17 protein-coding genes and 4 pseudogenes are annotated in these 21,664 nt (G+C 61.3%); 7 read left to right on the top strand and 14 right to left on the bottom strand.

All coding sequences use genetic code 11. The features are described from left to right. Position 1: 1 nt before the first annotated feature. The 6 genes from DMX12_RS04040 to DMX12_RS04015 form a co-directional block, all read right to left on the bottom strand. Positions 2–952, bottom strand: coding sequence for an ABC transporter permease (locus DMX12_RS04040; protein WP_110676386.1), 951 nt, complete (start codon positions 950–952; stop codon positions 2–4). Then, a complete protein-coding gene (locus DMX12_RS04035; protein WP_110676384.1) occupies positions 949–2,568 on the bottom strand; it encodes an ABC transporter substrate-binding protein in 1,620 nt (539 codons plus the stop codon). Before DMX12_RS04035 ends, DMX12_RS04040 begins: the two co-directional genes overlap by 4 nt. A 68-nt stretch (positions 2,569–2,636) precedes the next feature. Continuing rightward, a complete protein-coding gene (locus DMX12_RS04030; protein WP_110676382.1) occupies positions 2,637–3,431 on the bottom strand; it encodes a class II aldolase/adducin family protein in 795 nt (264 codons plus the stop codon). A 17-nt stretch (positions 3,432–3,448) separates the two neighbouring features. After that, the gene (locus tag DMX12_RS04025; protein ID WP_110676380.1) at positions 3,449–4,393 is read right to left on the bottom strand and encodes a D-isomer specific 2-hydroxyacid dehydrogenase family protein; all 945 of its coding nucleotides are present in this window, start codon (positions 4,391–4,393) and stop codon (positions 3,449–3,451) included. Then, positions 4,390–5,523 carry an acyl-CoA dehydrogenase family protein gene (locus tag DMX12_RS04020; RefSeq protein WP_110676378.1) on the bottom strand — a complete coding sequence of 378 codons (1,134 nt, stop codon included), beginning with the start codon at positions 5,521–5,523 and terminating at the stop codon, positions 4,390–4,392. The genes DMX12_RS04025 and DMX12_RS04020 overlap by 4 nt, the downstream gene beginning before the upstream one ends. 170 nt (positions 5,524–5,693) lie before the next feature. Next, positions 5,694–6,584: a LysR family transcriptional regulator gene (locus DMX12_RS04015; RefSeq protein ID WP_110676376.1), complete on the bottom strand. Its 891-nt coding sequence runs from the start codon at positions 6,582–6,584 to the stop codon at positions 5,694–5,696. A gap of 198 nt (positions 6,585–6,782) precedes the next feature. Here DMX12_RS04015 and DMX12_RS04010 point away from each other — a divergent pair, with 198 nt between their 5' ends. Together DMX12_RS04010 and DMX12_RS04005 are read left to right on the top strand one after the other, a co-directional pair. After that, positions 6,783–7,748 (top strand): ABC transporter substrate-binding protein, encoded by a 966-nt coding sequence (locus tag DMX12_RS04010; RefSeq protein ID WP_110676374.1) that lies wholly within the window; start codon positions 6,783–6,785, stop codon positions 7,746–7,748. A gap of 15 nt (positions 7,749–7,763) precedes the next feature. Continuing rightward, the gene (locus DMX12_RS04005) at positions 7,764–8,720 is read left to right on the top strand and encodes an aliphatic sulfonate ABC transporter substrate-binding protein (RefSeq protein WP_110676372.1); all 957 of its coding nucleotides are present in this window, start codon (positions 7,764–7,766) and stop codon (positions 8,718–8,720) included. Here DMX12_RS04005 and DMX12_RS04000 read toward each other — a convergent pair. From DMX12_RS04000 to DMX12_RS03990, 3 genes and pseudogenes are all read right to left on the bottom strand, one after another. Continuing rightward, the gene (locus DMX12_RS04000; protein WP_256598387.1) at positions 8,717–8,866 is read right to left on the bottom strand and encodes an alpha-hydroxy-acid oxidizing protein; all 150 of its coding nucleotides are present in this window, start codon (positions 8,864–8,866) and stop codon (positions 8,717–8,719) included. The two genes, DMX12_RS04005 and DMX12_RS04000, sit on opposite strands and share 4 nt — an antisense overlap. An 89-nt stretch (positions 8,867–8,955) precedes the next feature. Continuing rightward, positions 8,956–9,291: pseudogene (locus DMX12_RS30230) on the bottom strand (alpha-hydroxy-acid oxidizing protein); the annotation flags it as partial. Between the two features lie 116 nt (positions 9,292–9,407). Next, positions 9,408–11,885 (bottom strand): TonB-dependent siderophore receptor, encoded by a 2,478-nt coding sequence (locus DMX12_RS03990; RefSeq protein WP_110676367.1) that lies wholly within the window; start codon positions 11,883–11,885, stop codon positions 9,408–9,410. A 400-nt stretch (positions 11,886–12,285) separates the two neighbouring features. Here DMX12_RS03990 and DMX12_RS03980 point away from each other — a divergent pair. Continuing rightward, a pseudogene (locus tag DMX12_RS03980) lies at positions 12,286–12,905 on the top strand (transporter substrate-binding domain-containing protein). Positions 12,906–13,298: 393 nt separating this feature from the next. On the opposite strand, the gene DMX12_RS30225 reads toward DMX12_RS03980, so the two are convergent. The 5 genes and pseudogenes from DMX12_RS30225 to DMX12_RS30220 all read right to left on the bottom strand — a co-directional run. Then, positions 13,299–13,436, bottom strand: a complete 138-nt coding sequence (locus DMX12_RS30225) for an MBL fold metallo-hydrolase (protein WP_371928250.1) — start codon at positions 13,434–13,436, stop codon at positions 13,299–13,301. Between the two features lie 233 nt (positions 13,437–13,669). After that, positions 13,670–14,119, bottom strand: coding sequence for an aldehyde dehydrogenase family protein (locus DMX12_RS29755; protein WP_256598386.1), 450 nt, complete (start codon positions 14,117–14,119; stop codon positions 13,670–13,672). A 28-nt stretch (positions 14,120–14,147) separates the two neighbouring features. Next, positions 14,148–15,074, bottom strand: coding sequence for an aldehyde dehydrogenase family protein (locus DMX12_RS03970; RefSeq protein WP_256598385.1), 927 nt, complete (start codon positions 15,072–15,074; stop codon positions 14,148–14,150). 28 nt (positions 15,075–15,102) lie between these two features. Further along, positions 15,103–15,600, bottom strand: coding sequence for a glutathione S-transferase N-terminal domain-containing protein (locus DMX12_RS03965; RefSeq protein ID WP_256598389.1), 498 nt, complete (start codon positions 15,598–15,600; stop codon positions 15,103–15,105). Positions 15,601–15,889: 289 nt separating this feature from the next. Beyond that, a pseudogene (locus DMX12_RS30220) lies at positions 15,890–16,198 on the bottom strand (LysR substrate-binding domain-containing protein); the annotation flags it as partial. A gap of 205 nt (positions 16,199–16,403) precedes the next feature. Here DMX12_RS30220 and DMX12_RS03955 point away from each other — a divergent pair. From DMX12_RS03955 to DMX12_RS03940, 4 genes and pseudogenes are all read left to right on the top strand, one after another. After that, positions 16,404–16,640: pseudogene (locus tag DMX12_RS03955) on the top strand (LysR substrate-binding domain-containing protein); the annotation flags it as partial. A gap of 1,244 nt (positions 16,641–17,884) precedes the next feature. Further along, positions 17,885–18,412, top strand: coding sequence for a (2Fe-2S)-binding protein (locus DMX12_RS03950; protein WP_110676357.1), 528 nt, complete (start codon positions 17,885–17,887; stop codon positions 18,410–18,412). After that, positions 18,409–19,404, top strand: a complete 996-nt coding sequence (locus tag DMX12_RS03945; RefSeq protein ID WP_110676355.1) for a xanthine dehydrogenase family protein subunit M — start codon at positions 18,409–18,411, stop codon at positions 19,402–19,404. The genes DMX12_RS03950 and DMX12_RS03945 overlap by 4 nt, the downstream gene beginning before the upstream one ends. A 2-nt stretch (positions 19,405–19,406) precedes the next feature. Further along, a complete protein-coding gene (locus DMX12_RS03940) occupies positions 19,407–21,605 on the top strand; it encodes a xanthine dehydrogenase family protein molybdopterin-binding subunit (RefSeq protein ID WP_110676501.1) in 2,199 nt (732 codons plus the stop codon). Positions 21,606–21,664: the final 59 nt, after the last annotated feature.

The following is a 21,664-nucleotide window of genomic DNA, read 5'->3' as shown; positions in this document are numbered from 1 at the left end:
CTCAGTTCACCTTGGCCGTATGGGTGATGCGCGGGTCGAGGTAGGGGTAGAGCAAGTCGACGATCAGGTTGACCACTACGAATGCAGTGGCCGATACCGCGACGATCGCCAGCACTACCGGGATGTCCTGGCGCAGCACGGCCTCCTGTGCAAGGCGGCCGACACCATTACGCGAGAAGATGGTCTCCACCAGCACTGCGCCGGACACGGTGTTACCGACCTGCAGACCGACCAGGGTCAGCAGTGGCAAGGCGGCGTTGCGCAGGCCGTGACGGGCCTGTACCTGGGCCCTACTCAGGCCTTTGGCGAAGGCGGTGGCGATGTACGGTTCCTGCCACACCCCGTGGAACCCGCGTTGCAACACCTGGGCGTATACGGCGGCGCTGGGTATCGCCAAGGTGATCGCCGGCAGCACCAGGCTGGCGAGGCCCTGGCTACCGGTAGCCGGGAACCAGCCCAGGGCGAAGGCGAACACCTGGATCAGCAGCAGGCCCATCCAGAACACCGGCACCGAAAAGCCCAACGAGGGCAGGCGGGCAAGTGCCGTTTTCAGCGGCCGCCATTGTAGGTAGGCGGTCAGGTAGGCCAAACCGACCCCGGCCAGCAACGACAGCACGATGGCAGAGCCCGCCAGCGCCAAGGTCTGCGGCAGGCGCTCGGCCAGCAGCGCGGTGACCGGCCGCCCCAGTGACAGCGACTGCCCCAGGTCGCCGTGCAACGCGCGCCACAGCAGGTCGAAGTACTGCTCGAACAGCCCTTTGTCCAGCCCGTAGTAGGCGCGGGCCTTGGCCAGGTCCTCGGGCGACAGGCCGTCGGCCTCCATGCCGGAGGCGCTGAGCATGATCGCCAGGGTATCGCCGGGCAGCAGGTAGAGAATGAAATAGGTGATGGTGTAGGCGCCCCACAGCACCAGCAGCGCCTGGCCGATGCGGCCGGTCAGGTAGCGCTTCATGGCTGGCCGACCTGGATGTCGCTGAACAGGGCGAAGCCTTCTGCGGTCCAGCGGAAGTCCTTCACCCGCGGCGCAGTGGCGGCCTGCCAGACGCGCTCGTACAGCGGGAACGCTGAGGCTTCGTCGATCAGCAGGTCCTGCAGCTGGCCATAGGCTTGAGCCCGTTGCGGATCGGCAGTGGCGGTGATGCCGTTGTCGAACAGTACCTGAGCCTTGGCCAGTGTGTGTGGCTCGTAGGTGTTGGTGGCTACCGTGGCGCTGTTGGCCGAGCGGGGGTCGAGGATGGTCTGCAGGATGATCGGGTCGGCGCGGGTCATGTAGGTGGACGTCAGGTCATACGTGCCGGCTGCGTTGCCCGCCACCCATTCGGCACGGGTCAGCACATTCAGCTTGAGATCGATACCGACCTTGCGCAGTTGGTCCTGGACCAGCACGTCTCCAGCGCTTTCGGCCGGCGTAAGGTTGTAGCGCAGGGTCAGGCGCTGGCCGTTCTTGTGCCGGTAACCATCCTCGCCCTTGCGCCAGCCGGCGGCGTCAAGCAGTTGCTCGGCGCCTTTGGGGTCATAGGCCAGCTTGCTGACCTGGGGTTTGAAATACGGGGTGGTGACGTCATACACGCCGCTCACCACCGGGAACGCTGCGTTATACACCGTGTGCGCGTAGCTGGTGCGATCAATGGCTTTCTGCAGCGCAAGGCGTACCTGGCGGTCGGACAGCAGGCGGTCGTTGCGGGTGTTGGGGTAGAGGTTCAGCGCCGGGCCTGGCAGCGAGCGGCTCTGGATGGTCGCGCCCTTGGACTGGAACAGTTTGAGGTCGACTTCCGAGAATGGGTTGCGTGGCCACAGGATGTCGGCCTTGCCCTGCAGAAACAGGCCATTGCGCACGCTTTCTTCGGGGATGTAGCTGATGTCCACGGCCTCCACGTGTGCAGGGCCCTGGTTGCGCACGTTGGCCGACGGCCAGGCGTAGTCGGCACGCTTGACCAGGCGCGCGCCGACCTCAGGGGTGTAGTGGTCGAGGATGAACGGGCCGGTACCGATGATTTTGCCCAGCGAACGTTCTTGCGCGGTCAGCTGGTACGAGGCCGGGGCGAGGATCGCCAGGTTGGTAGTGGACGTGGCCTGCAGAAAGCCTGCATTGGGCCGCGACAGCACCAGCCGTACGGTGAAGTCGTCGATGACCTCGGCGTGGTCGTAGCCGGCGAGGTAGGTGGCACCAAAAGTGGCGGGCAACTGGGTGGCGAAGGCTTTGTTGCTGTCAAAGGCAGCTTTCACGGCGTGCGCATCGAAGCGCTCGCCATTGCTGAACGTGACGTCCTGGCGCAGGTGGAAGGTGTAGTTCAGGGCGTCGGCACTGATCTCCCAGCTTTTCGCCAGCCACGGAATGATGCGCCCGCTGTCCGGGTCCTGGTCGGTGAGGGATTCAGCGACGTTGCGCAGCAGCACGCGGTGTTCCAGCCAGTAGACCTGGAAGGGGTCGACGCTGACCAGGGTGGTGTTGTCGCCCCAGAACGCAACGCTGAGGGTTTTGCTGGTGTTGCTGTTATCGGCGGGCGAGCATGCGGTGAGGGCCAGGGCAAGGGAGCCGATGGCGAACAGGCGGTGCAGTGGGGGCATGGGTTGGTCCTTCATGAAAGTGGGGTATCCGGCCGCGCGAAGAATCCGGCACAGCCAGCGAGCAGCTGTCAGTCCTGGTAATCACGGCCCTCACGGTCCAACTGCCGGATCAACGCATCCCAATGCCGCTGTATGCCTTCCCCCTTGCCATCGGCAAACCGCTTCGATTGCTCATGCACCTTGGCAATCGCCGCTTGCGGCGCATGCAACAGCTGGTCATTACCCCCGGCCTGTGCCGCCACCTGGATGTTGCAGGCCCGCTCCAGCCCATGCAGTTCGCGGAACGCGTGCTCGACGCTGATCCCTCCGGTCAGCAGCCCGTGGTTGCGCAGGATGAGGATGTTGCTGTCGCCGAGGTTGGCCACCAGCCGCTGCTGTTCGTCCAGGTCCAGAGCCACGCCTTCGTAGTCGTGGTAGACCACCCGGCTGTAGTAGGCCAGGGCATGCTGGGAGATCGGCAGCAGGCCGTCGCGCTGGGCCGACACCGCTGCACCGTCGCGGGTGTGGGTGTGCAGCACGGCCTTGAGGTCGGGCCTGGCGCGATGAATGGCGCTGTGGATCACATAGCCGGCCTGGTTGATACCCAGGCCCAGTGGGTCGTCGATGATAGTGCCGTCGACGTCCACCTTGACCAGGTTGGAAGCGCTGATTTCATCGAACAGCAGACCGAAGGCGTTGATCAGGAAGTGCTCGTCCGGCCCCGGCACGCGGGCGGAGAAGTGCGTGTAGATATGGTCGGTCCAGCGGAACAGGGCCGCCAGGCGGTAGGCTGCAGCCAGCTTGACGCGCACCTCCCACTCTTCGGCGCTGACCCGGTCGCGCACATTATCGGAACGGTGGGTAATGGCAGACAGTGAACTCATGGTGTGCTCTCCGGTAATCAGTAGCCGCGTGCGGTGTCGACCAGGTTGGCCAGGGGCGCCTGGTCGCGGTAGCGGTGGAAGTTGGCGATGAAGGCTTCGAGGAAAGCGGGGTAGCCCTCCTCGGAAATTGCCGAGGTGTGTGGCGACAGGAACACCCGTGGGTGGTGATACAGCGGATGGCCGACGGGCAGCGGCTCGGGGTCGGTGACATCCAGGCTGGCACGGCCGATCAAGCCGCTGTCCAGGGCCTCCAGCAGGGCCTGCTGGTCGAGCAGACCACCCCGGGCGATATTGATCAGATGCAAGCCAGGGCGGGCGTCGCTCAGCACCTGGCGGTCGATCAGGCCGCGAGTGGCGGGGGTGAGCGGGGCGGCCAGCACCAGGTGGTCGCTGCCAGCGAACAGTTGACGCAGGTCGTCGGCACGTTCCACGCCAGGCACTTCGGCGATCGGCTGGCCCGGGCGACTCAGCGCCAGCACCCGCATGCCGAGTGCTACGGCCTTGCGCGCCAGGCTCTGGCCAATGTTGCCGAAGCCAAGAATGCCCAGGGTGCGGCCGCGCAGCGGCGCCAGGGGAGTCAGGTGCCAGTCGGCGTCCTTGACCCAAAGCGTTGGTAGTTGCTTTGCAGCGGCGAACACCAAGGCCAGCGCGAACTCGGCCACTTGCTCGGCATTGGCGCCCTTGCCGCTGGTCACCGGCGCGCCCTTGAAGACCCAGTCGGGGTAGAAGTCGATGCCCGACGATACCAGCTGCACCCATTTCAAACCCCAGGGCCAACCTGGCGGCGGGTTGTCGACGCGCTGCCCACGCACATTTACAGGGCGCAGGATGAACACATCGGCGGGCGCTTCGAGGGCCAACTGGCCTGGGGCGATATCGATCACTTCATGATCTGGCAGATGTTCGCGCAGATGCTGGTTGGCCTGGGCGTCGAGCTGGCTGGCGATGATCGAATGGCTCATGACCGAACCTCCGTCAGCGCGGCGCGGCCGACCTGGCCGAATACCACGTCGTCCTGCGGGGTGTGAATGCGGCTGCAGAGTACGTCGCGGTAGTGCCGCTCCAGCGGGTTGCGCCTTGAAAGCCCGGGGTTGCCGGCGGCCTCGATGGCTAGAGCCACGGCCTGGATGGCATTGGCGCTGACCAAGTGCTTGAGCTGGCCGGCATGCTGCGCAGCGGTTTGCCCGGCGACGGCAGCATCGAGCAGGCTCTGGTTGGCGAACAGCAGCGTGTCGATGCGGCCCAGCACATCCTGGAACCGCGGCAGGCTGGCCAGCGGGGCGCCCAGGTTAGAGGGTGTGCGATGCTTGAGGAAGCCCGCCAGCCAGTCGCGGGCGGCGCGAGCCACGCCGTCATACACGGCCGGCAGCAGCACGGCCATCCACAGCAGGCCCTGGCCATCGAGTTCCGCTTGCGGGGCACTGGCGGGGCTGACGCTGACGGCGTGGTCGAGCGGGATCAGCACGTCATCGAACTGCACCTCATGGCTGCAGGTGGCACGCATGCCCAGGTGGTCCCAGTCGTCGACGATGGTGATTCCAGGCGTGTCGCGGTGCACCAAAAAACCACCCACGAGGGGGTCGACATCGTCGCTGCGCCCCCAGACCAGGTACCAGGTCAGGCCGTGGCTACCGGTGGAATAGATCTTGCGCCCGTTCAGGCGCCAACCTTCGGCGGTGCGCCGGGCGACGGTGGCGGGCAAGCCGCCGCGGGCAGGGGTGCCAAGTTCGGGTTCGACGCGCAGTGCGTTGATCAGCGCGCCATGTTGCACGGCATCGCGGGCTACGCGATGGCGCAGGTGCTCGGGCCAGCGCGCTTCGTCCTGCAGGCGGAAATGCTGCAGGTACTGCATCACCAGGATCAACGCGGTTGCCGGGTCGCCTTTACCGACCGCGCCGATCACTCGGCGAGCGCTGGCAAGGTCAGCGCCGCTGCCGCCCAGACTGCGGGGTACGGTGAGGGCTAGCAGGCCGTGACGTTGCAGCAGGTCGAAGTTGTCTCGGGGGAACTGACCGCTGCGATCATAGCGCTCGGCATTGGCTGCGAGCGCATGCGTCAGCTCGGCGAGGGCGCTGTCGGAGGGGTGACTCATGGGGTTTCATCCCTGAATGACGGTGAGTTGCTTAAGACCGTATTCGTATGGATGAACGCTGTAAAAGTCTTTTTTGTTCTATGCTAATTATTTGTTTTAAGAATTTAGTGATTAGCACGTTATGCGCAAATTGCATTTAGCGTTGCCGACTAACGCAGGCTACGGCGACCTCAGCTCAGCAGCCTATGCCCGGCCACGTCACCGAAGAGTTCCACGGGCTCCTGCAAATTGCCCAGGTAGCGCGGATGGAACAGCCACAGATCCACCTGCGGCTTGAAATCGCTGACATTGAGCACGTCCAGCGCATCGCGATGCCGGCTGGCTAGCAGCAGGGGTTCCGGAACCAACCCCAGGCCCTGGTCGTTGGCGACCAGCCCCAGTTGCAACTCGGTGCCGAAGGTCTCCAGGTTAATTGACAGGCTTAACCCTTGTTCGCTCAGTGCACGCTGCAGTCCTGCGCGGAAACCGCAGCCGTCAGGGTTGAGCACCCAGCCACGGGTATAGCAGTCCTTGAGTTTGTAGCTACGCTTGCCCGCGCTGCCCTTGGCAGCCACCACCTTCAGCGGCATGCGCGCGATGGACTGGCTGGCGATGCCCTCGGGGAAGATCTTGCCTGGCGGGAACAATGCGGCAGCAGCGTCCAGTTCACCGTTCTCCATGCGCGCGATCAAGCTGCTGCCCCAACCGCTGCTGACCTGGGTACGCAGTTGTGGGTAGGCTTCGCGGATCTGCGCCAGGGCGTCAAGCAGCACCACATCACCCAAGGTCTGAGGCACGCCCAGGCGCAGTGTGCCCGACGGGGCGCCATCGTTGGCCACCAGCTCGCGCAGTGAGTCGATCTCGCGCAGGATCGCCTTGCACTGCTCGTATACCCGCAGCCCCATGGGCGTGGGCTTGAGGGGCTTGGTGTTGCGGTCGAGAAGGGTGGCGCCGAGGTCTTCCTCGAAGTTCTGCACTCGGCGGGTAATGGCCGGTTGCGTCAGTTGCAAGGCCTCGGCGGCAAGGTTGGTCGACTGGCAACGGATGACCGCGACGAAGGCGTCCATATCATCGATTTTCATATTCGGCGCTCACAAGATCGAACGGGAAAAAAAGGCATTAGCATAATCGCAATGGCGGGTAATGCCATACGCATGGCTTTATGTGATTAAAGCGCATATTAGGTTATTCCTAAAATGAATTTAGTTTATTTGATGGTTGTCGCTAGAGTCGCCTGACCGGGCCGCATGACGCTGCCCGCCCAGGCAGCGAGGAGCGCCATGTCCATTCGAACGAAACTGCTGACCCTTGCCGCGGCCCTGGTGCTGATTGGCCAGGCAGGCGCCGCAGAACGCCTGACCCTGCGCATCGGTGACCAGAAGGGCAACATGCGGGCTCAGCTGGAGGCTGCCGACGCCTTGCGCGATTTGCCCTATGACATCCATTGGGCCGAATTCCCGGCTGCCGCGCCGCTGGCCGAGGCGCTCAATGCCGGGGCGATCGATGCCGGCATCATTGGGGATGCGCCGCTGTTGTTCGTGCTGGCTTCGGGGGCGCCGGTCAAAGCCGTCGCCGTGGACAAGTCAGACCCTTACGGGACAGCGCTGCTGGTTCGGCCTGATGCGCCGCTGCAAGGTGCAGCAGAGCTCAAGGGCAAGCGCATTGCTACCGGCCGAGGTTCGATCGGGCATCATTTGGCGCTAAAGGCACTGGAGCAGGTCGGGCTTGGCGAGAAGGACGTGGAGTTCCGTTTTCTGGGGCCGGTAGACGCCAAGATCGCCCTGGCCAATGGCTCGGTGGACGCCTGGGCAACTTGGGAGCCTTACACCGCGTTGGCTGAACTGAGTGGTCAAGGCCGTGTGCTGGTCAACGGTCGCGGTCTGTCCAGTGGTAACAGCTTCCTTGCAGCCACCGACAAGGCGCTGGACGAGCCTGCGCGGCGTGCGGCACTGCAAGACTACTTGAACCGCCTTGCCGAGGCGCAGGTGTGGGCCAACCAGCATCTGGACACTTACTCGAAAGCCCTGGCCGCAATCATTGGCTTCCCAGAGGACGCCGCCCGTCTGCAGTTCGAGCGACGCCACCTGCGCTGGCAAGTGATCGACCCACAGACCGTGGCGGAACAGCAGGACACCGCCGATTTTTATCATGCCCACGGCCTGATTAACGAACCTCTCGATGTGGCACCGACCTTCGCCAGCGGCTTCACCCTTCCCGATACCGCCAAACTGGCGGCGCAACCCTGATCTGGAGATACATTCATGCAATTGAAAGCCTTACGCCAGCTTGGTCTGGCCCTGCTGGCCAGCGCCTTGCTGCCAAACCTGGCCAGCGCCGACCAGACCCTGCGCATCGGTTACCAGAAGTCATCGACCCTGCTCACCTTGCTCAAGGCTCGTGGCAGCCTTGAACAGCGCCTGCAGGCTGAAGGCATCCGCGTCAGCTGGCATGAGTTCCCCAGCGGGCTGCCGCTGCTGGAGGCACTGAACCTGGGCAATGTCGACCTGTCGGCGGATGTCGCCGACACCGTGCCGGTGTTTACCCAGGCAGCGGGTGCGAAGCTGACCTACTTCGCCCGCGAAACACCCTCGCCAACGGCCCAGGCAATTCTGGTGCCGGCGGACTCGCCGCTCAAGACCCTGGCCGACCTCAAAGGCAAGCGCGTGGCAGTGACCAAGGCGGCCGGCAGTCACTATCTGCTGATCCAGGCCCTGGCCAAGGCCGGGCTAACTTTCAAGGACATCACCCCGGCCTACCTGATTCCTGCTGACGGCAGAGCCGCCTTCGAGAACCACAAGGTCGATGCCTGGGTGACCTGGGACCCTTACGTAGCCAGCGCCCAGCGCCAGCAGAACGCGCGCATCCTGGCCGATGGCAGCGAGCTGGCCAGCTACCAGCGCTACTACCTGGCCGGCAGCGACTATGCCAAGGCCCACCCCGAGGTGCTGCAGCAGGTGTACCTTGCCTTGCGCGAGGCCGGGGCCTGGACCAAGGCAAACCCGGCGGAGGCCGCGCGTATCCTGGGCCCGTTGTGGGGCAACCTGGACAGCGCCACGGTGCAGCAGGCCAACGCCCGGCGCAGTTATGACGTGCAGCCGGTGAAGCGGGAGAACCTGGCCGAACAGCAGCGCATCGCCGATGCGTTCTATCGCGAGGGGCTGCTGCCAAAGGCAGTGGATGCCAAGTCGGTAAGCCTTTATGAGCCGGCGCAGAACTAGCCGTCGCAAACGGGCTGCTCAGGAGAAACGACCGTAGCGGCCTGAGGCGTACTGCAGTGCCCTATGGCCACCAGGTCGACGCCAGCCGCAATGGCTTTGACCACGTCCAGGCCACGTCGGATGCCACTGTCGAAAAGGAGGGGCACCTGCCCCCCAGACTTCGTACCCGGCAGCTTTGGCGCCTTGCAGCAGCCCGCGTCAGGTAACACTGGAACCACTTGGCACCCTGGCTGGTAGAGGCGATCTGCCTCAGGTTTTGCGTGGCAGCTGTACTGACGACCAACAAGGTTCCATAAGCTGGGGCTCCGCGTGCTGTTTCAGACTCTGCCGCAGGGTGAACCAAACCGTGGGCCGTCATCGCGCAACCATGATCGGTGCCCTTGATTGGTTGCCGAAGACCTGGGTCTGAAGGCTCTGCACCGTTTTGCCATTGAGGATGCGCTGGTCGACGAAGACCCTGCAGAACGCGCTGCGGTGTTTCTCGCAAGGTCTGCTCATCACCTGCACCTCGGGCGATGTAGTCGAATGCTGGGCGCGCTATGAGGCCCGCGGCAAGGTCTTCCAGCTCCATCAGATTGAAGAATTTCGCAGACGGCTGTTGCATCTGGCCTCCGGTGAAGAGCGTGGTTGTCGCGCAAGGCTTGCAAGCCAGGCGCGCATGATGCGTTTGGCAACCTGGGCATGGGGTCAGAAGTCGTAGGCGATCTTGCTGTACCAGAATCCGCCGCCCGGATGGAAAGGCGGGGATCCATAGTTGTACTTGTAGGCCGCTTGGGTGATGCCATTGTTGTCAGGGCGCACGTTGAAGATGTTGGTGCCGCCGATGCTGAGGGTGAGGCTGTCGAACAGCAGGTAGGACAGGTCGAGGTCGGTGATCCACTTGGCACCGAAGCTGCGGTCTTGCGCAGGGTTCTGTTGCCAGGTCTCGACCTTGCCGTAGCGGGTGGTCTGCAAGTTGGCGGCGAAGTTGCCAAGCATCCAGTTCGCGCCCAGTATCCATTTGCTGCGCGGGGAGGCCGCTACCAGCAAGCCCTCTGCAGCGTGACCCACGACGCTGACGCCCGCATTCTGCAGCGCGGCTGGCGTGCTGCGGCTACCTTCGACGGTCGTCTTGTTGTAGTTGAAGGCCGCACTCCAGCGTACATCGCCCCAGGCGCCGAATTGGCTGCTGTGATCGGCCACCAGGTCGATGCCGCGAGTACGGGTATCGAAGGCGTTGGTGTAGTAGCTGACCCAGGTATTGCGTGCCACGCCGACGGATTCGAGGATGTCGCCAATGGCGCCGTTGCCATTGCTGCGGTCATACAGGTTTTCGCTGAGCAGGATGCGGTCGTCGATGTCGATGACATAGGCATCGGCAGTGAAGCTGGTCCGCGGCGCTGGCTGCCAGGTGATACCCAGGCCCGCGTTGCGTGACTTCTCCGGTTTCAGGTCCGTTGCGCCCAGCGCCTGGGCCACGGGGCTGTCGGGCGTTGCGGTATAGCGCAGTGCGGGCACCGCGTTGCCATTGGCATCCGCTGCCGTGCGGTTGTCGGTGACGGTGTAGCCGAGCTGGGTCAGGGAAGGCGCCCGGAAGCCCGAGCCCAAAGTACCCCGGACGGCAACCTGGTCTGTGAGTTCGTAGCGGGAATTGAGCTTGAAGCTGTAGGTGTTTTCCTTGATGTCGTCATAGTGTTCGGCACGCCCGGCGATGCCGACATACCATTTCGGCGTGAGGTCAAAACCCAGGTCCAGATAGGCCGCATAGTTGTTGCGCTTCAGATCCGCTTCGTCTTGAGGGCGGATTGCAAGTACGCCTTGAGCGCCTGTCGACGGTTGCGCGCCGTTAGCGACATACAGCGGGCTACCGACCGGGAAGGTGTACGGCCCGACACTGTAGGCACGCGGGTCATTGCCGGCAAATGTGCGGAAACGCTCCCAGCGGTGTTCCACGCCCAGGGACACCTGGGTGGGCACGGAGACACCGAAAAGCCCATCGAAGTGGCGCGTGATATCCAGGTTGTTGACCCACTGCTCGAACTGCAATGTGGCCAGGTCATCCCACTTGGTGGGTGACTCTGGGCCATAGGTCGGGTTGGCCGTCAGGTCGCTGGCATGCTCGATCTTGTCGCGGCCATAGGTGGTGGACAGATCCCAGTCCCAACTGGCCGCGCTGCCTTTACCGCCGAACAGGAACTGATAGTCGGTATCCTTAAGGTTGTTCAAGGGGTAGTAGCCATCCGGAAACAGGGCCGGGATCGACGCAGCGCCGTTGGCCGCCCGCAGCTGATTGTTCGCTTCGGTCTTGCGCTCGCCATAGGTGGCATAGGAGTAAAGCTTGAGGTCGTCGGATAACGGCAACTCGGCATTGTAGGCCAGGTTGAAAGCCTTCAGATCAGGGTCGCCGTTCCTGGTGCTCATGTGATCCCACGCGGCCTGGCGATCATCCTCGAAAAAAGCACGGACGCTATCCGGCGACTTCCCGACCCAGGTGGCGGTACCGCGTTTGCGGGCATCCGCAGACAGGTGCAGGAAGCCCCCGTCGCCCAGTGCAAAGCCATGGTCAGCAGCGCTCTTGATGGTTTCGCCCTGGCCCGAGAACAATTGACCGTAGCTGGCCTCGACATGACCGCCCGAAGCATTGCTCTTGAGGATGATGTTGATTACCCCCGCTACTGCGTCCGAGCCGTATTGGGCAGCGGCGCTGTCCTTGAGCACCTCGATATGGTCTACGGCACTGATCGGGATCATGTCGATGTCGACAGCGTTGGCACCACTGGTGTCGGTACTGCCATTGGCGGGGGCAGCGCCGTTATGGCGGCGTTTGCCGTTGACCCGTACCAGCGTGTAGGCCGGCCCAAGGCCGCGATTGCTGAGCGGCCGCACTTGTGAGTTGACTCCGGCGATGTTGGTGCCGAAGTTGAACGATGGCAGCAGTTTGGATATGGCCTCCGACAGTTCAGCCCGGCCGGTTTTGAGCAGTTGTTCGCTGTTGATTATGTCAATGGGTGTCGGGCTGTCGGCGACAGTACGTTGCTGCCCACGCAGGCCAGTGGAAATCACTGAGACGGTGTCGAGCCGAGTCTCTTCCTGATCGGCTGCCTGCACTGAGGGTTGCTGTAGCGCCAGGCAGGCGACGAGTGTTGTCAACGCCGATCGTAATGGAAAGGGCGGGCGTTGGTTCATGGTCAACTTTCCTTGTGTTGGCAAGCGGCAATCAGGAGCCGCGTCTTGTTAAGCCAGCACTGGCCCTTGGTACGGGTACAGGATGCTCGCCCCGATTTCAGGATCGGAGTCGTGGAGCGCAGGGGTGGGTGCGAACGTGAGGGCGTTGGCATGCAGCGTCGGTCTCTCATCACTGGCGTAGGGCGGGGTCGATCGGTGTTGATCGCCTTGGCGCCCCAGCGTGATGAGGTAGCCGAGTAAGACCGTATTCTTATATTTTTTCGGTGTAAAAGGTTTTTTCGTTCTAAGCTAATTATGATATTTGCTGATTTATAAGTGATTAAAGTATGCATTAATCGTATTTTTGCATTGAGCGGCGCTATCAGCCAGGCTGGTAATTTACACCAGGTTCTCCGGGTTTATGCCTGCAATTCCCACCCTGGGATGGCGCAGGCGATCGGGGACATCGAGCACAGGGATATTGCCGGCAGGCCTGGCGCTCCTTGCTGCCTATTCATCTGCCTTTGCTGGCTCGACCCTTGAACGTGTTGAAAGCAAAGGCGAGCTCACCGGCGTGCTGATGGAAAACTACCCTCCGTTTTCGTTCCTGAATGAACAGAACCAGCTCGACGGGTTCGACGTTGATGTCGCCAAGGCGGTAGCTAAACGGCTCGGGGTGAAGCTCAAGCTCGAAACACCTTGTTTGCTCCATGACGCCAAGCAAGGCGCGGGCAGAGGTATTCGATCCCGTTTGACAGCGTCCAGGTCGCACCCTACGACAACGAAACTGTGGCGTTTCAGGATCTGGCGCTAGACACTGGGGTAAGGCTGGATGCCATGGTCACCAATCTGATTACGGCTAAAGAACGCATCGCCCAGGACCCTCGCTTCAAGATTGCTGGTGAGGCCCTTTATGCCGAGCCCAACGTAGTCGCGGTTGAGAAAAACGATCGCCCGTGGAGTGAAAAGGTCGCGCAGGTTGTGACTGAGCTTAAGGCGGATGGGACATTGGCCAAGATCTCTGAAAAGTGGATTGGTTGAAGTGCATACCGGTGACTTTCAACTTGTCCGTAGCTACTTGGTCAAGCAGGCGATTGCGCGTGGCTGCAGCTTGTACCGGGTCGCTGTCGAATGCGATGGTGACCTCGGGTTGATTGATCTGAATGTGGGGGAAGTGAACGATGTCGCCCCATACCAGAATCGAGTCTTTGCCATCGCCGATCAGATAGCCTGTGTGACCTGGGGTATGACCTGGAAGCGGCACCGCCTGAATGCTCGGCAGGATGTCTCACCGCTGAAGGTAACGATGCGCCCATCGTAAGCATCCAAGGCATTCTGCGCCACTTCGAAGAATGGCTTGAACCCATCACGGGCATTCGAGCGAATGGTTTCGTTGCGCCAAAACGCAAGCTCGTTTTCGTGCACGAACAGCTGCTAGACATTGCTGAAGATTGGAGTCTTCAGTGGGCCAGCCAATCCGCCGATGTGGTCTGGATGCGCATGGGTCAGCAGGACAGTATCGATCTGCAGAGGATCGATGCAGCTCGAAGGACACGTCAAGGTAGCCGTCACTGAGCATGGTGACAGTCATATCCCCAACCCGTTTGCGGTTGATGGCGGGTGCTTGGAACGTCTGAATCAGACTCATAGGAACCTCTCGTGGCTAAACGGCTTGTCTCATGATGAGCGCCTCATGACGTAGAGCTTAAGGGTGTTCAGTTGTCTGTTTCGCTCAACCTCGTTCGTGTAACGCACAAATCTGGCACAGAGGAAAGGGCGCCTATGCGCCCCTCCCGATGGTGCTGCTACACAATGGCCTTTGCACGCCAGACCATCATTTTTTCGGTCTGCATCTCTTTCATGATGTGAGGGATACCGCCGACGCCATGACCAGAGAGACCAGCCCCCGCGAACGGCATCCAGTCCACGCGGAATAACGTGTTTTCATTCACCATGACGGCGGTTGGATCGAAGTTCTGGTAGCACAGCATCGCTGTGTCGAGGCTTGCAGTGAACACCGCGGCTTGGAACGAGTAAGGTAGCGCGTTGGAGAGTGAGATTGCTTCCTCGACATCATCGAATGCATAGACGGCGACTACCGGGCCGAAGACTTCTTTCTGCATGACATTGGAGTCGATTGGGGGATTGAACAGCACGGTTGGCGCGTAGCAGTTATTGCCCAGATCACGGCCACCGGAGATCAGCTTGGCGCCGCGCTCAACGGCTTCGTTCACCCATTGGGAAACACGCTGCACCTCTCGCTCACTGATAAGCGGGCCCACATCAGTCGACATTTCGGCTGGGGTTGCCCACCACCATGGCATCCCCAAGCGCACCGAGGCGGCTAGCCACTTCTTCGGCAATGCTCGAATGGCAGAAAATTCTCTGCACGCCCACGCAAGCTTGGCCAGCGTGCCAGAATCCACCGCGAGCGATGCGAGGCAGCGCATCGTCCAGATCTGCATCATGCGCGATGATGACAGGGGCGACGCCACCATGCTCCAGCGCGCAACGGGCACCCGGTGCCAGCTTGGAGCGCAGCATCCAACCCACGTTTGCGGAGCCGATGAAGGTAAAGAATCCTACACGCGGATCCGCGACCATGCTGGTGATGATTTCATTGCTGGTTGGCAACACCATCTGTGCCCAACCTTCTGGAAGACCCGCCTCATAGAGGATATCCACCAGGGTCTTGCAGCTCAGCGGAGTGTTGCGAGCAGGTTTAACGATCACCGGGGCACTGACTGCAATAGCAGGAACGACCTGGTGCACGATGAGGTTGAAGGGATGGTTGAAGGCGGACACCGCAACCACGACGCCGATAGGTTCGTACTGAATAAACGCCACACGGTTGGCCGATGTCGCGTTCAAACCCATGGGAATGACATGACCGCCCTCGGTGCGCAGTACTTCGATGCAGCCGTGGATGCCGTCGATACCGCGCTCTACTTCGGCAATGGAATCCTTGAGTGGTTTGCCGCCTTCGCTGGCTGCCTGCAAAGCGATCTCAACCTTGCGCTTTGTAATCAGGGTTGCAGCTCGCTCCAGGATCTCGATTCGCTTGGGTTTGGAGAGCCACTGCTTGCGGTTACTAAAAATCGCGTGTGCGGTCTGCAGCGCCTGCTCGACCTCGATTTTGGTTGCAGATTCCACCTGGCCTACCAAGCTGCCGTCGTAAGGGGAATTTACGGTCAGAATTTCATTGGACATGGGTGTTCCTCTGATCAGAAGCCCGATTTTAATAGGGCTGGGTGTTTGCAAATGGCTGAAGCATGTTCAGTTCGCGGGACAATGCATCTAGGTTCGCCATCTCAGGCACCCAGTCAGCATCAGAAAACCGAAACCGGATAGCGTCCACGAGCACAACGGTGATGATGGACAACAGTGATGCTCTGCCTGATGTGGGACGAGCGGGTGCATCATTCAGACGCGTCAACCCTTCGATAAGAGCCCGCCGGCGCCGCAATCCCACTGAACTGGTATCGAAGTCTGGAAGCGACCTGCGCCCGATAATGATTGACGCGAAGGCTTCGAGCAGGCTGAACGCCAGCCCGACCTGCGCCAGTTCTGAGGCTGATGGAGTTGGCAATGCCGATTCTGGATAGGCCGACTCAAGGTATTGAGCAATGACCAACGTGTTGCAGATCGATACGCCAGGCTCAACCGTTAGCACCGGTACCTTACAAGCCGGACTAGCAGCCTTGAGCGCCTCAGGAGAACTCCAAGGATCCCCGATGGGATGTTCTTCTGCGCCAGCAGAATCCTGACAATTCGCGCGAAAGGCGAAGTACTGCTCGTGAACAAATGCATGAAATTGCCCGATACTGTGAAGAGCAATGCTGACTCCTGCCTATGGCGCACTCGCACGAAGAACTGGGCCTTGGTGCTTGATAGCCGATTGAATCGGCTCTCGCCGGGCAGCGCATGCCACCAGGCTGCAGGTAGGGCAAACACTGATGGTACGAGGGTAGGGGCGTTCACAGAATCGCGATTTATTTAAGCCTGCGTTTATATTTCATTAACGCTCAAGCGCTACGCAGGATTTCGATCAGCTGATCTCTGGCAGGATTTGGAGCCGCCTGTTTCGATACGCACACGCGTAGATCTCTCATCGCCCAAGTGTCAGTAAGGTCGACCACAACGAGGCCAACGCTTTCTCTATCCCCAATTGCGGAGCTGGGAACGATGCCAATGCCTGCGCCCGAGGCGACGAGCTTCACTACGGCGTCGTACCCGGAAACCTGCACCCTGATGTCCATCCGCTCCCCAAGAGCGCTGGCGTGAGAGTGCACAGCAGCGCCAGGTTGCAAGCAGATAAACGGATAGGCCAGGCAGTGCGAGAAGCTGAATGCAGCGGTCTAACCCGGTTCGGCTTGAGCGAGGCCAATGCATCACTCAAGCCGGCACGCGTTACGACAGCCCGATCAATCGGCGCGCATGAGCCAACACTGGCGCGTCAATCATCTTGCCTTCAAATCTGAATGCACCTGCGGCGCCTAAGGATGCCTCCAGTACACTGGCTGCCCAGGCCAACTCGTCGAGTCGGTATGCCGGATGGTGGAAGCCAATGTGGGCATAGGTATCATCCCTCAGTCTGCGGCAACCCGGCATAGCAAAACGATGAAGCTCTCCATCGTCCAACTCGATGAGCCGTGGGCGATCAGAGAACGTAGCATTCTTGTACGGGAGCTGGAGGCTTTACCTGGCTGTGTGCGCAAACTGATCAGCCTGTTGAGAGCTGAACAAGCAGAGAAAACCACTGGACTGGTAGTCTAGAGGTTTCTGCAAAGCTGACGCGTCGTGCAAAGCGTAGTGCATTCGCTGTAACCCTTGGCATGCGGGGCCTGCAGCGTAGGGAGGGCTGATTTTTCCAGAGGTTTCGTGAACGCATCACTAATGATTACCGACGATAGGCAGCTCGTAAACGGTTATGACATAGCATCATATTTAACATAATATGCATTATGCGCAGCATCACATAAGCACACTAAAGCCTTGGATGGGCAGATCCGAAGCAACACGCTGCCCTTGAAGCTCATCCACGCGCATCAGGCGTCTGCGACCAAGCATCTGCAGCGCTTCGATATCGAGCTCAACAACCCGCTGATCTCAAATCTCCGGCGTATCGCTCCGCGCGGCATTCACCAACCCCGTATTACGTATTGGCCGAGCATGCTTCTGGAAGCACGATGTTCAAGTGTCTGCTCGTAAACCAAAACCTCAGCAACACGCAACGCCCTGGATCTCCGCTGTACCTGACACGCTCATCAATACAGAAGTATCCATGCCTTTGAGTCCGAACCACCCAGAACCCATCTGCGGATTTCGTGCTTTACGTTGGAGGTCTGCGCTACGCCAGTGGACTCAGTACCCGCATCCCGCAGGCTCCACGGAATCTCTGTGCACAGCGCTTATGCAGCAAAATGCGGTTTTCGAACAAGTCCATTGCAGCCCAATAATCCGCGCACATAGTGCAATGTCCACGAGATTCCCAGCCCCGGACCGGCGATTTGCAGCGTCGTCCCCAAATACCCTAGCGACAAGGCTTCAATCATTTGCGCTCAATCAAGGCATCGACATCTACCGGTACCGTCAACCAAACAGGTCCAAATCCACAGCACAAGATGCCCCTGAGCACATTCCGTAAAGTGGAGGCCGTAACGCTGCCTTGAAGCGACTACCCTTTTTTGCAATGATAGTTTCATACCCTTCAATAATAACTACGCTAAATATCCATTTAGTTGAGTTAACGTTGTAGTTCACCAATATACCGGCCCTTCCCCGCAAATACGTCAGCCACGGTTCGTGCCCTCGCCCGCTCATCCCTTCTTGGCTACCGGCCAGCAGCCCTGAGCTTCGCTCTCAGTCCCGCGGCTCACCACCATAACGCCTGCACGCGTCCCGCCATACCCGCAGCCACCTTTCCACGCCTGGCAAACCGGTGGAACGTTTCTGCAACCTCCCGGGTCGCACAACAAAGACGCAGCCAACTGCGTGAACCCTGACCGTGAGGACCTTCCATGAGCGCGCTCTCTTCCAATGGGGCTGCAGAAAACCCCATCTACCTGACCCTCAATGGTCAGCCACGAACACTGGCAGTCCACCCGTGGACCACTCTGCTCGACCTGTTGCGTGAACAGCTGGACCTGGTAGGTACCAAAAAAGGCTGCGACCACGGCCAATGCGGCGCCTGCACGGTGTTGCGCGACGGCAAGCGCGTCAATGCTTGCCTGACCTTGGCCATCATGTGCGACGGCGCAGACTTGGTGACCATTGAGGGGCTGGCCAGCGGCGACGTGCTGCACCCTATGCAACGGGCCTTCATCACCCACGATGCGTTTCAGTGCGGGTACTGCACACCTGGGCAGATCTGCTCTGCCGTCGGGCTTGTGCGTGAAGGGCGAGCCGACGGCCGTGAGGCCATTCGCGAGCAGATGAGCGGCAACCTTTGCCGCTGTGGTGCCTATGGCAACATCGTCGCCGCGATCGAAGAAGCCCAGCCGCTGATGGCACACCCGGATCAACCACAACGGGGGGCGAAGCCATGATGCCCTTCAGTTACCACAAGCCTGCGTCAGTCAGCGAAGCCGTGAGCCTGGCTGGCGACAGCGCGCGCTTCATCGCCGGGGGCACCAACCTGGTCGACCTGATGAAGGAAAATGTGGTCCGCCCCGAGCGCCTGATCGATATCTCAGGCTTGGCGCTGGATGGGCTGCACCCCACTGCCAACGGTGGCGTCATGATCGGTGCCCTGGTCAGTAATGCCGACCTGGCCTGGCACCCGATGATCGAGCAACAATACCCGTTGCTGTCACAGGCTATCCTGGCGGGCGCTTCACCGCAGTTGAGAAACATGGCCAGTACCGGGGGCAACTTGCTCCAGCGTACACGCTGTTACTACTTCTACGATACCGGCACCCCCTGCAACAAACGTGAACCCGGCAGCGGATGCCCTGCTCGTAGCGGCCGCAACCGCATACACGCCATTCTTGGCGCCAGTGAGGCCTGTGTGGCCACTCATCCGTCCGACATGTGCGTAGCACTGGCAGCACTCGAAGCCGTGGTGCACGTAGAGGGACCGGCTGGCAAACGCCAGATCCCGTTCGCAGATTTCCATCGCCTGCCGGAGAACAATCCGGAGCGTGATAACCAGCTGGCAGCCGATGAACTGGTAACGGCCGTAGAGCTGCCGCCACCGCTGTTCGAACAGCATTACCGCTACCTGAAAATTCGAGACCGAGCCTCCTACGCGTTTGCGCTGGTGTCGGTCGCTGCGGCTTTGCGCTTGGATGGCGATGTAATTCAGCACGCCCGCCTGGCGCTGGGCGGTGTAGCGCACAAACCATGGCGCGACCCGGGTGTGGAAAGCCTGCTGGTTGGCCAGGTGCCTTCCGAGGCGCTGTTCGATAAGGCCGCGCAGGCGCTGCTTCAGGGCGCGCAGCCGCTGACCCACAATGGTTTCAAGGTAACACTGGCGCAGCGTGCAATCGTGCGTGCATTGGCTGACGCGGCGCACAGTGCCGCTGGTGGGGGGGCATGACCATGGTCAACAGCAAATCTGTAGTCGGTACCCCATTGGACCGCGTGGATGGGGTGGCTAAAGTCACCGGCCAGGCACGCTATGCGGGCGAATACCCAAAAGACGGCCTGCTCCACGGCAGCGTGGTGTCCAGTACCATCGCCCGCGGCCGTGTACTGCGCATCGACGCTACCGAGGCGCTGGGCGTACCCGGCGTTGTCGCGGTGCTCGACCATGGGCATCGTCCGCATATTTCCAGTTATGACGATGACTACAGCGACGCCGATGCAGCTGAGGGCGCGCCCTTTCGGCCCCTGTTCAACGATCGAGTGCTGTATAGCGGGCAACCCCTGGCGTTGGTGGTGGCGCACACCCTGGAGGTGGCCCGGTATGCAGGCTCATTGATCCGGATCGAATACGCCGAGGAACCTCACGAGACAGACCTGGGCGCCACCAAGGCGTCGCATGTGGCGCCGGCAGAAACACCGGCCCCGCGTGGCGACTTCGCTGGCAGTTTCGCTGGGGCACCCGTGCAGGTCGATGCCACCTACCTGACTGCCAACGAGCACCACAACCCGATGGAGCCCCACGCCTCCACCGTGCACTACAAGCCCGACGGCAGCCTGGAAATTCATGACAAGACCCAAGGCACGCAGAACTGCCAGGACTACCTGCACAAGGTATTCGGCCTGTCGAAGGCCCAGATCCGTGTGCACGCAGCCTTCGTCGGCGGTGCCTTCGGCTCGGGCCTGCGCCCGCAGTACCAGCTGCCCCTGGCAGTGATGGCGGCGCTGCATCTTCAGCGCTCTGTGCGCGTCACCCTCACGCGCCAGCAAATGTTCACGTTCGGCTACCGGCCCCGCACCGAGCAGCGTTTGCGCCTGGGAGCAGATGCAGATGGGCGCTTGCTGGCTGTCGGTCACGATGGGCTGGGGCAGACCTCGCGCTTCGAAGACTTCACCGAGCACCTGGTAGAATGGAGCGGCATGCTCTACCAGTGCGACAACGTTGAACTCAACTACCGCCTGGCCTCGCTGGATGTGTACACGCCCCTGGACATGCGTGCCCCTGGGGCCGGTTCAGGCGTGGTCGCGCTTGAGTGCGCGATGGATGAGCTTGCCTGTGCCGCTGATATCGACCCGGTAGAGCTGCGCCGGCGTAATTTTGCCGCCAACAACGGCAACGAGGGCAAGCCCTACTCCAGCAAGGAACTGCTGGCGTGCTACCAGCAAGGCAGTGAGCGTTTCGGTTGGCAGCACCGCAACCCGAAACCGCGCAGCATGCGCACTGGCAACCAATTGGTCGGTTGGGGAATGGCGGGCGGCGTCTGGGAGGCCATGCAAATGAAGGCCAGCGCGAAAGCGCGCCTGGATGCCCAAGGCCACCTCACTGTCAGCAGCGCCACCACCGATATCGGCACCGGCACCTACACCGTCATGACCCAGATTGCAGCGGACGCTGCGGGCGTCAGCGTGGAGGATGTCACCTTCGTGCTCGGTGACTCGTCTCTGCCCGCTGCGCCCCTGCAGGGCGGGTCGTTCACGGTATCGTCGGTAGGCTCGGCCGTGCGCCAGGCTTGCCAGGTGTTGCGTACCAAGGTGCTGGAGCATGCCCGCAAGGTGCATCCGCAAGTGGCGAGCGCAGCGCGGGAGGACATCGTCTTCGCGGATGGTTACCTGCACGCGGGTAGTTTTCGCGTGGCCTTGGCAGATATCGTCGCCAGTGCCCCCGGCGCGGAGTTCGAAGTGCAAATCGACGCTGAGCCTGGTGCAAGGCGCCAACCGTTTTCCACGGCGACCCACTCGGCGGTGTTCGTCGAAGTCCAGGTAGACGAAGACCTTGGCATGATCAAGGTCACCCGAGTGGTCAGCGCCGTGGCGGCGGGCCGCGTGGTCAACCCGAAAACGGCCCGCAGCCAGATCCTGGGCGGCGTGGTATGGGGTATCGGCATGGCACTGCACGAAGAGGCATTGACCGACCATGGCCTGGGTCGCATCGTCAATCACAACCTTGCGGAGTACCACATCCCGGTGAACGCGGACTGTGGTGATATCGACGTGCTCTTCGTTGAAGAGCACGACGATGTCGTCAATGAGCTGGGGTCCAAGGGTGTGGGCGAAATCGGCGTGGTCGGCGTGGCTGCCGCAGTGGCGAACGCCATCTACCACGCAACCGGCAAACGCGTGAGGGAGTTCCCGATCACACTCGACAAGGTGCTGTAACGCGAAAGTTGTCAGAAGCATGCGAGGGGAGCGGCTGCAGGCCGCTCCCCTCATTCCTC

Origin of the sequence: Pseudomonas sp. MB-090624 (genome assembly GCF_003205245.1) — a bacterium.
GTDB lineage: Bacteria > Pseudomonadota > Gammaproteobacteria > Pseudomonadales > Pseudomonadaceae > Aquipseudomonas > Aquipseudomonas juntendi.
This window is presented reverse-complemented; position numbering and strand designations above follow the sequence as displayed.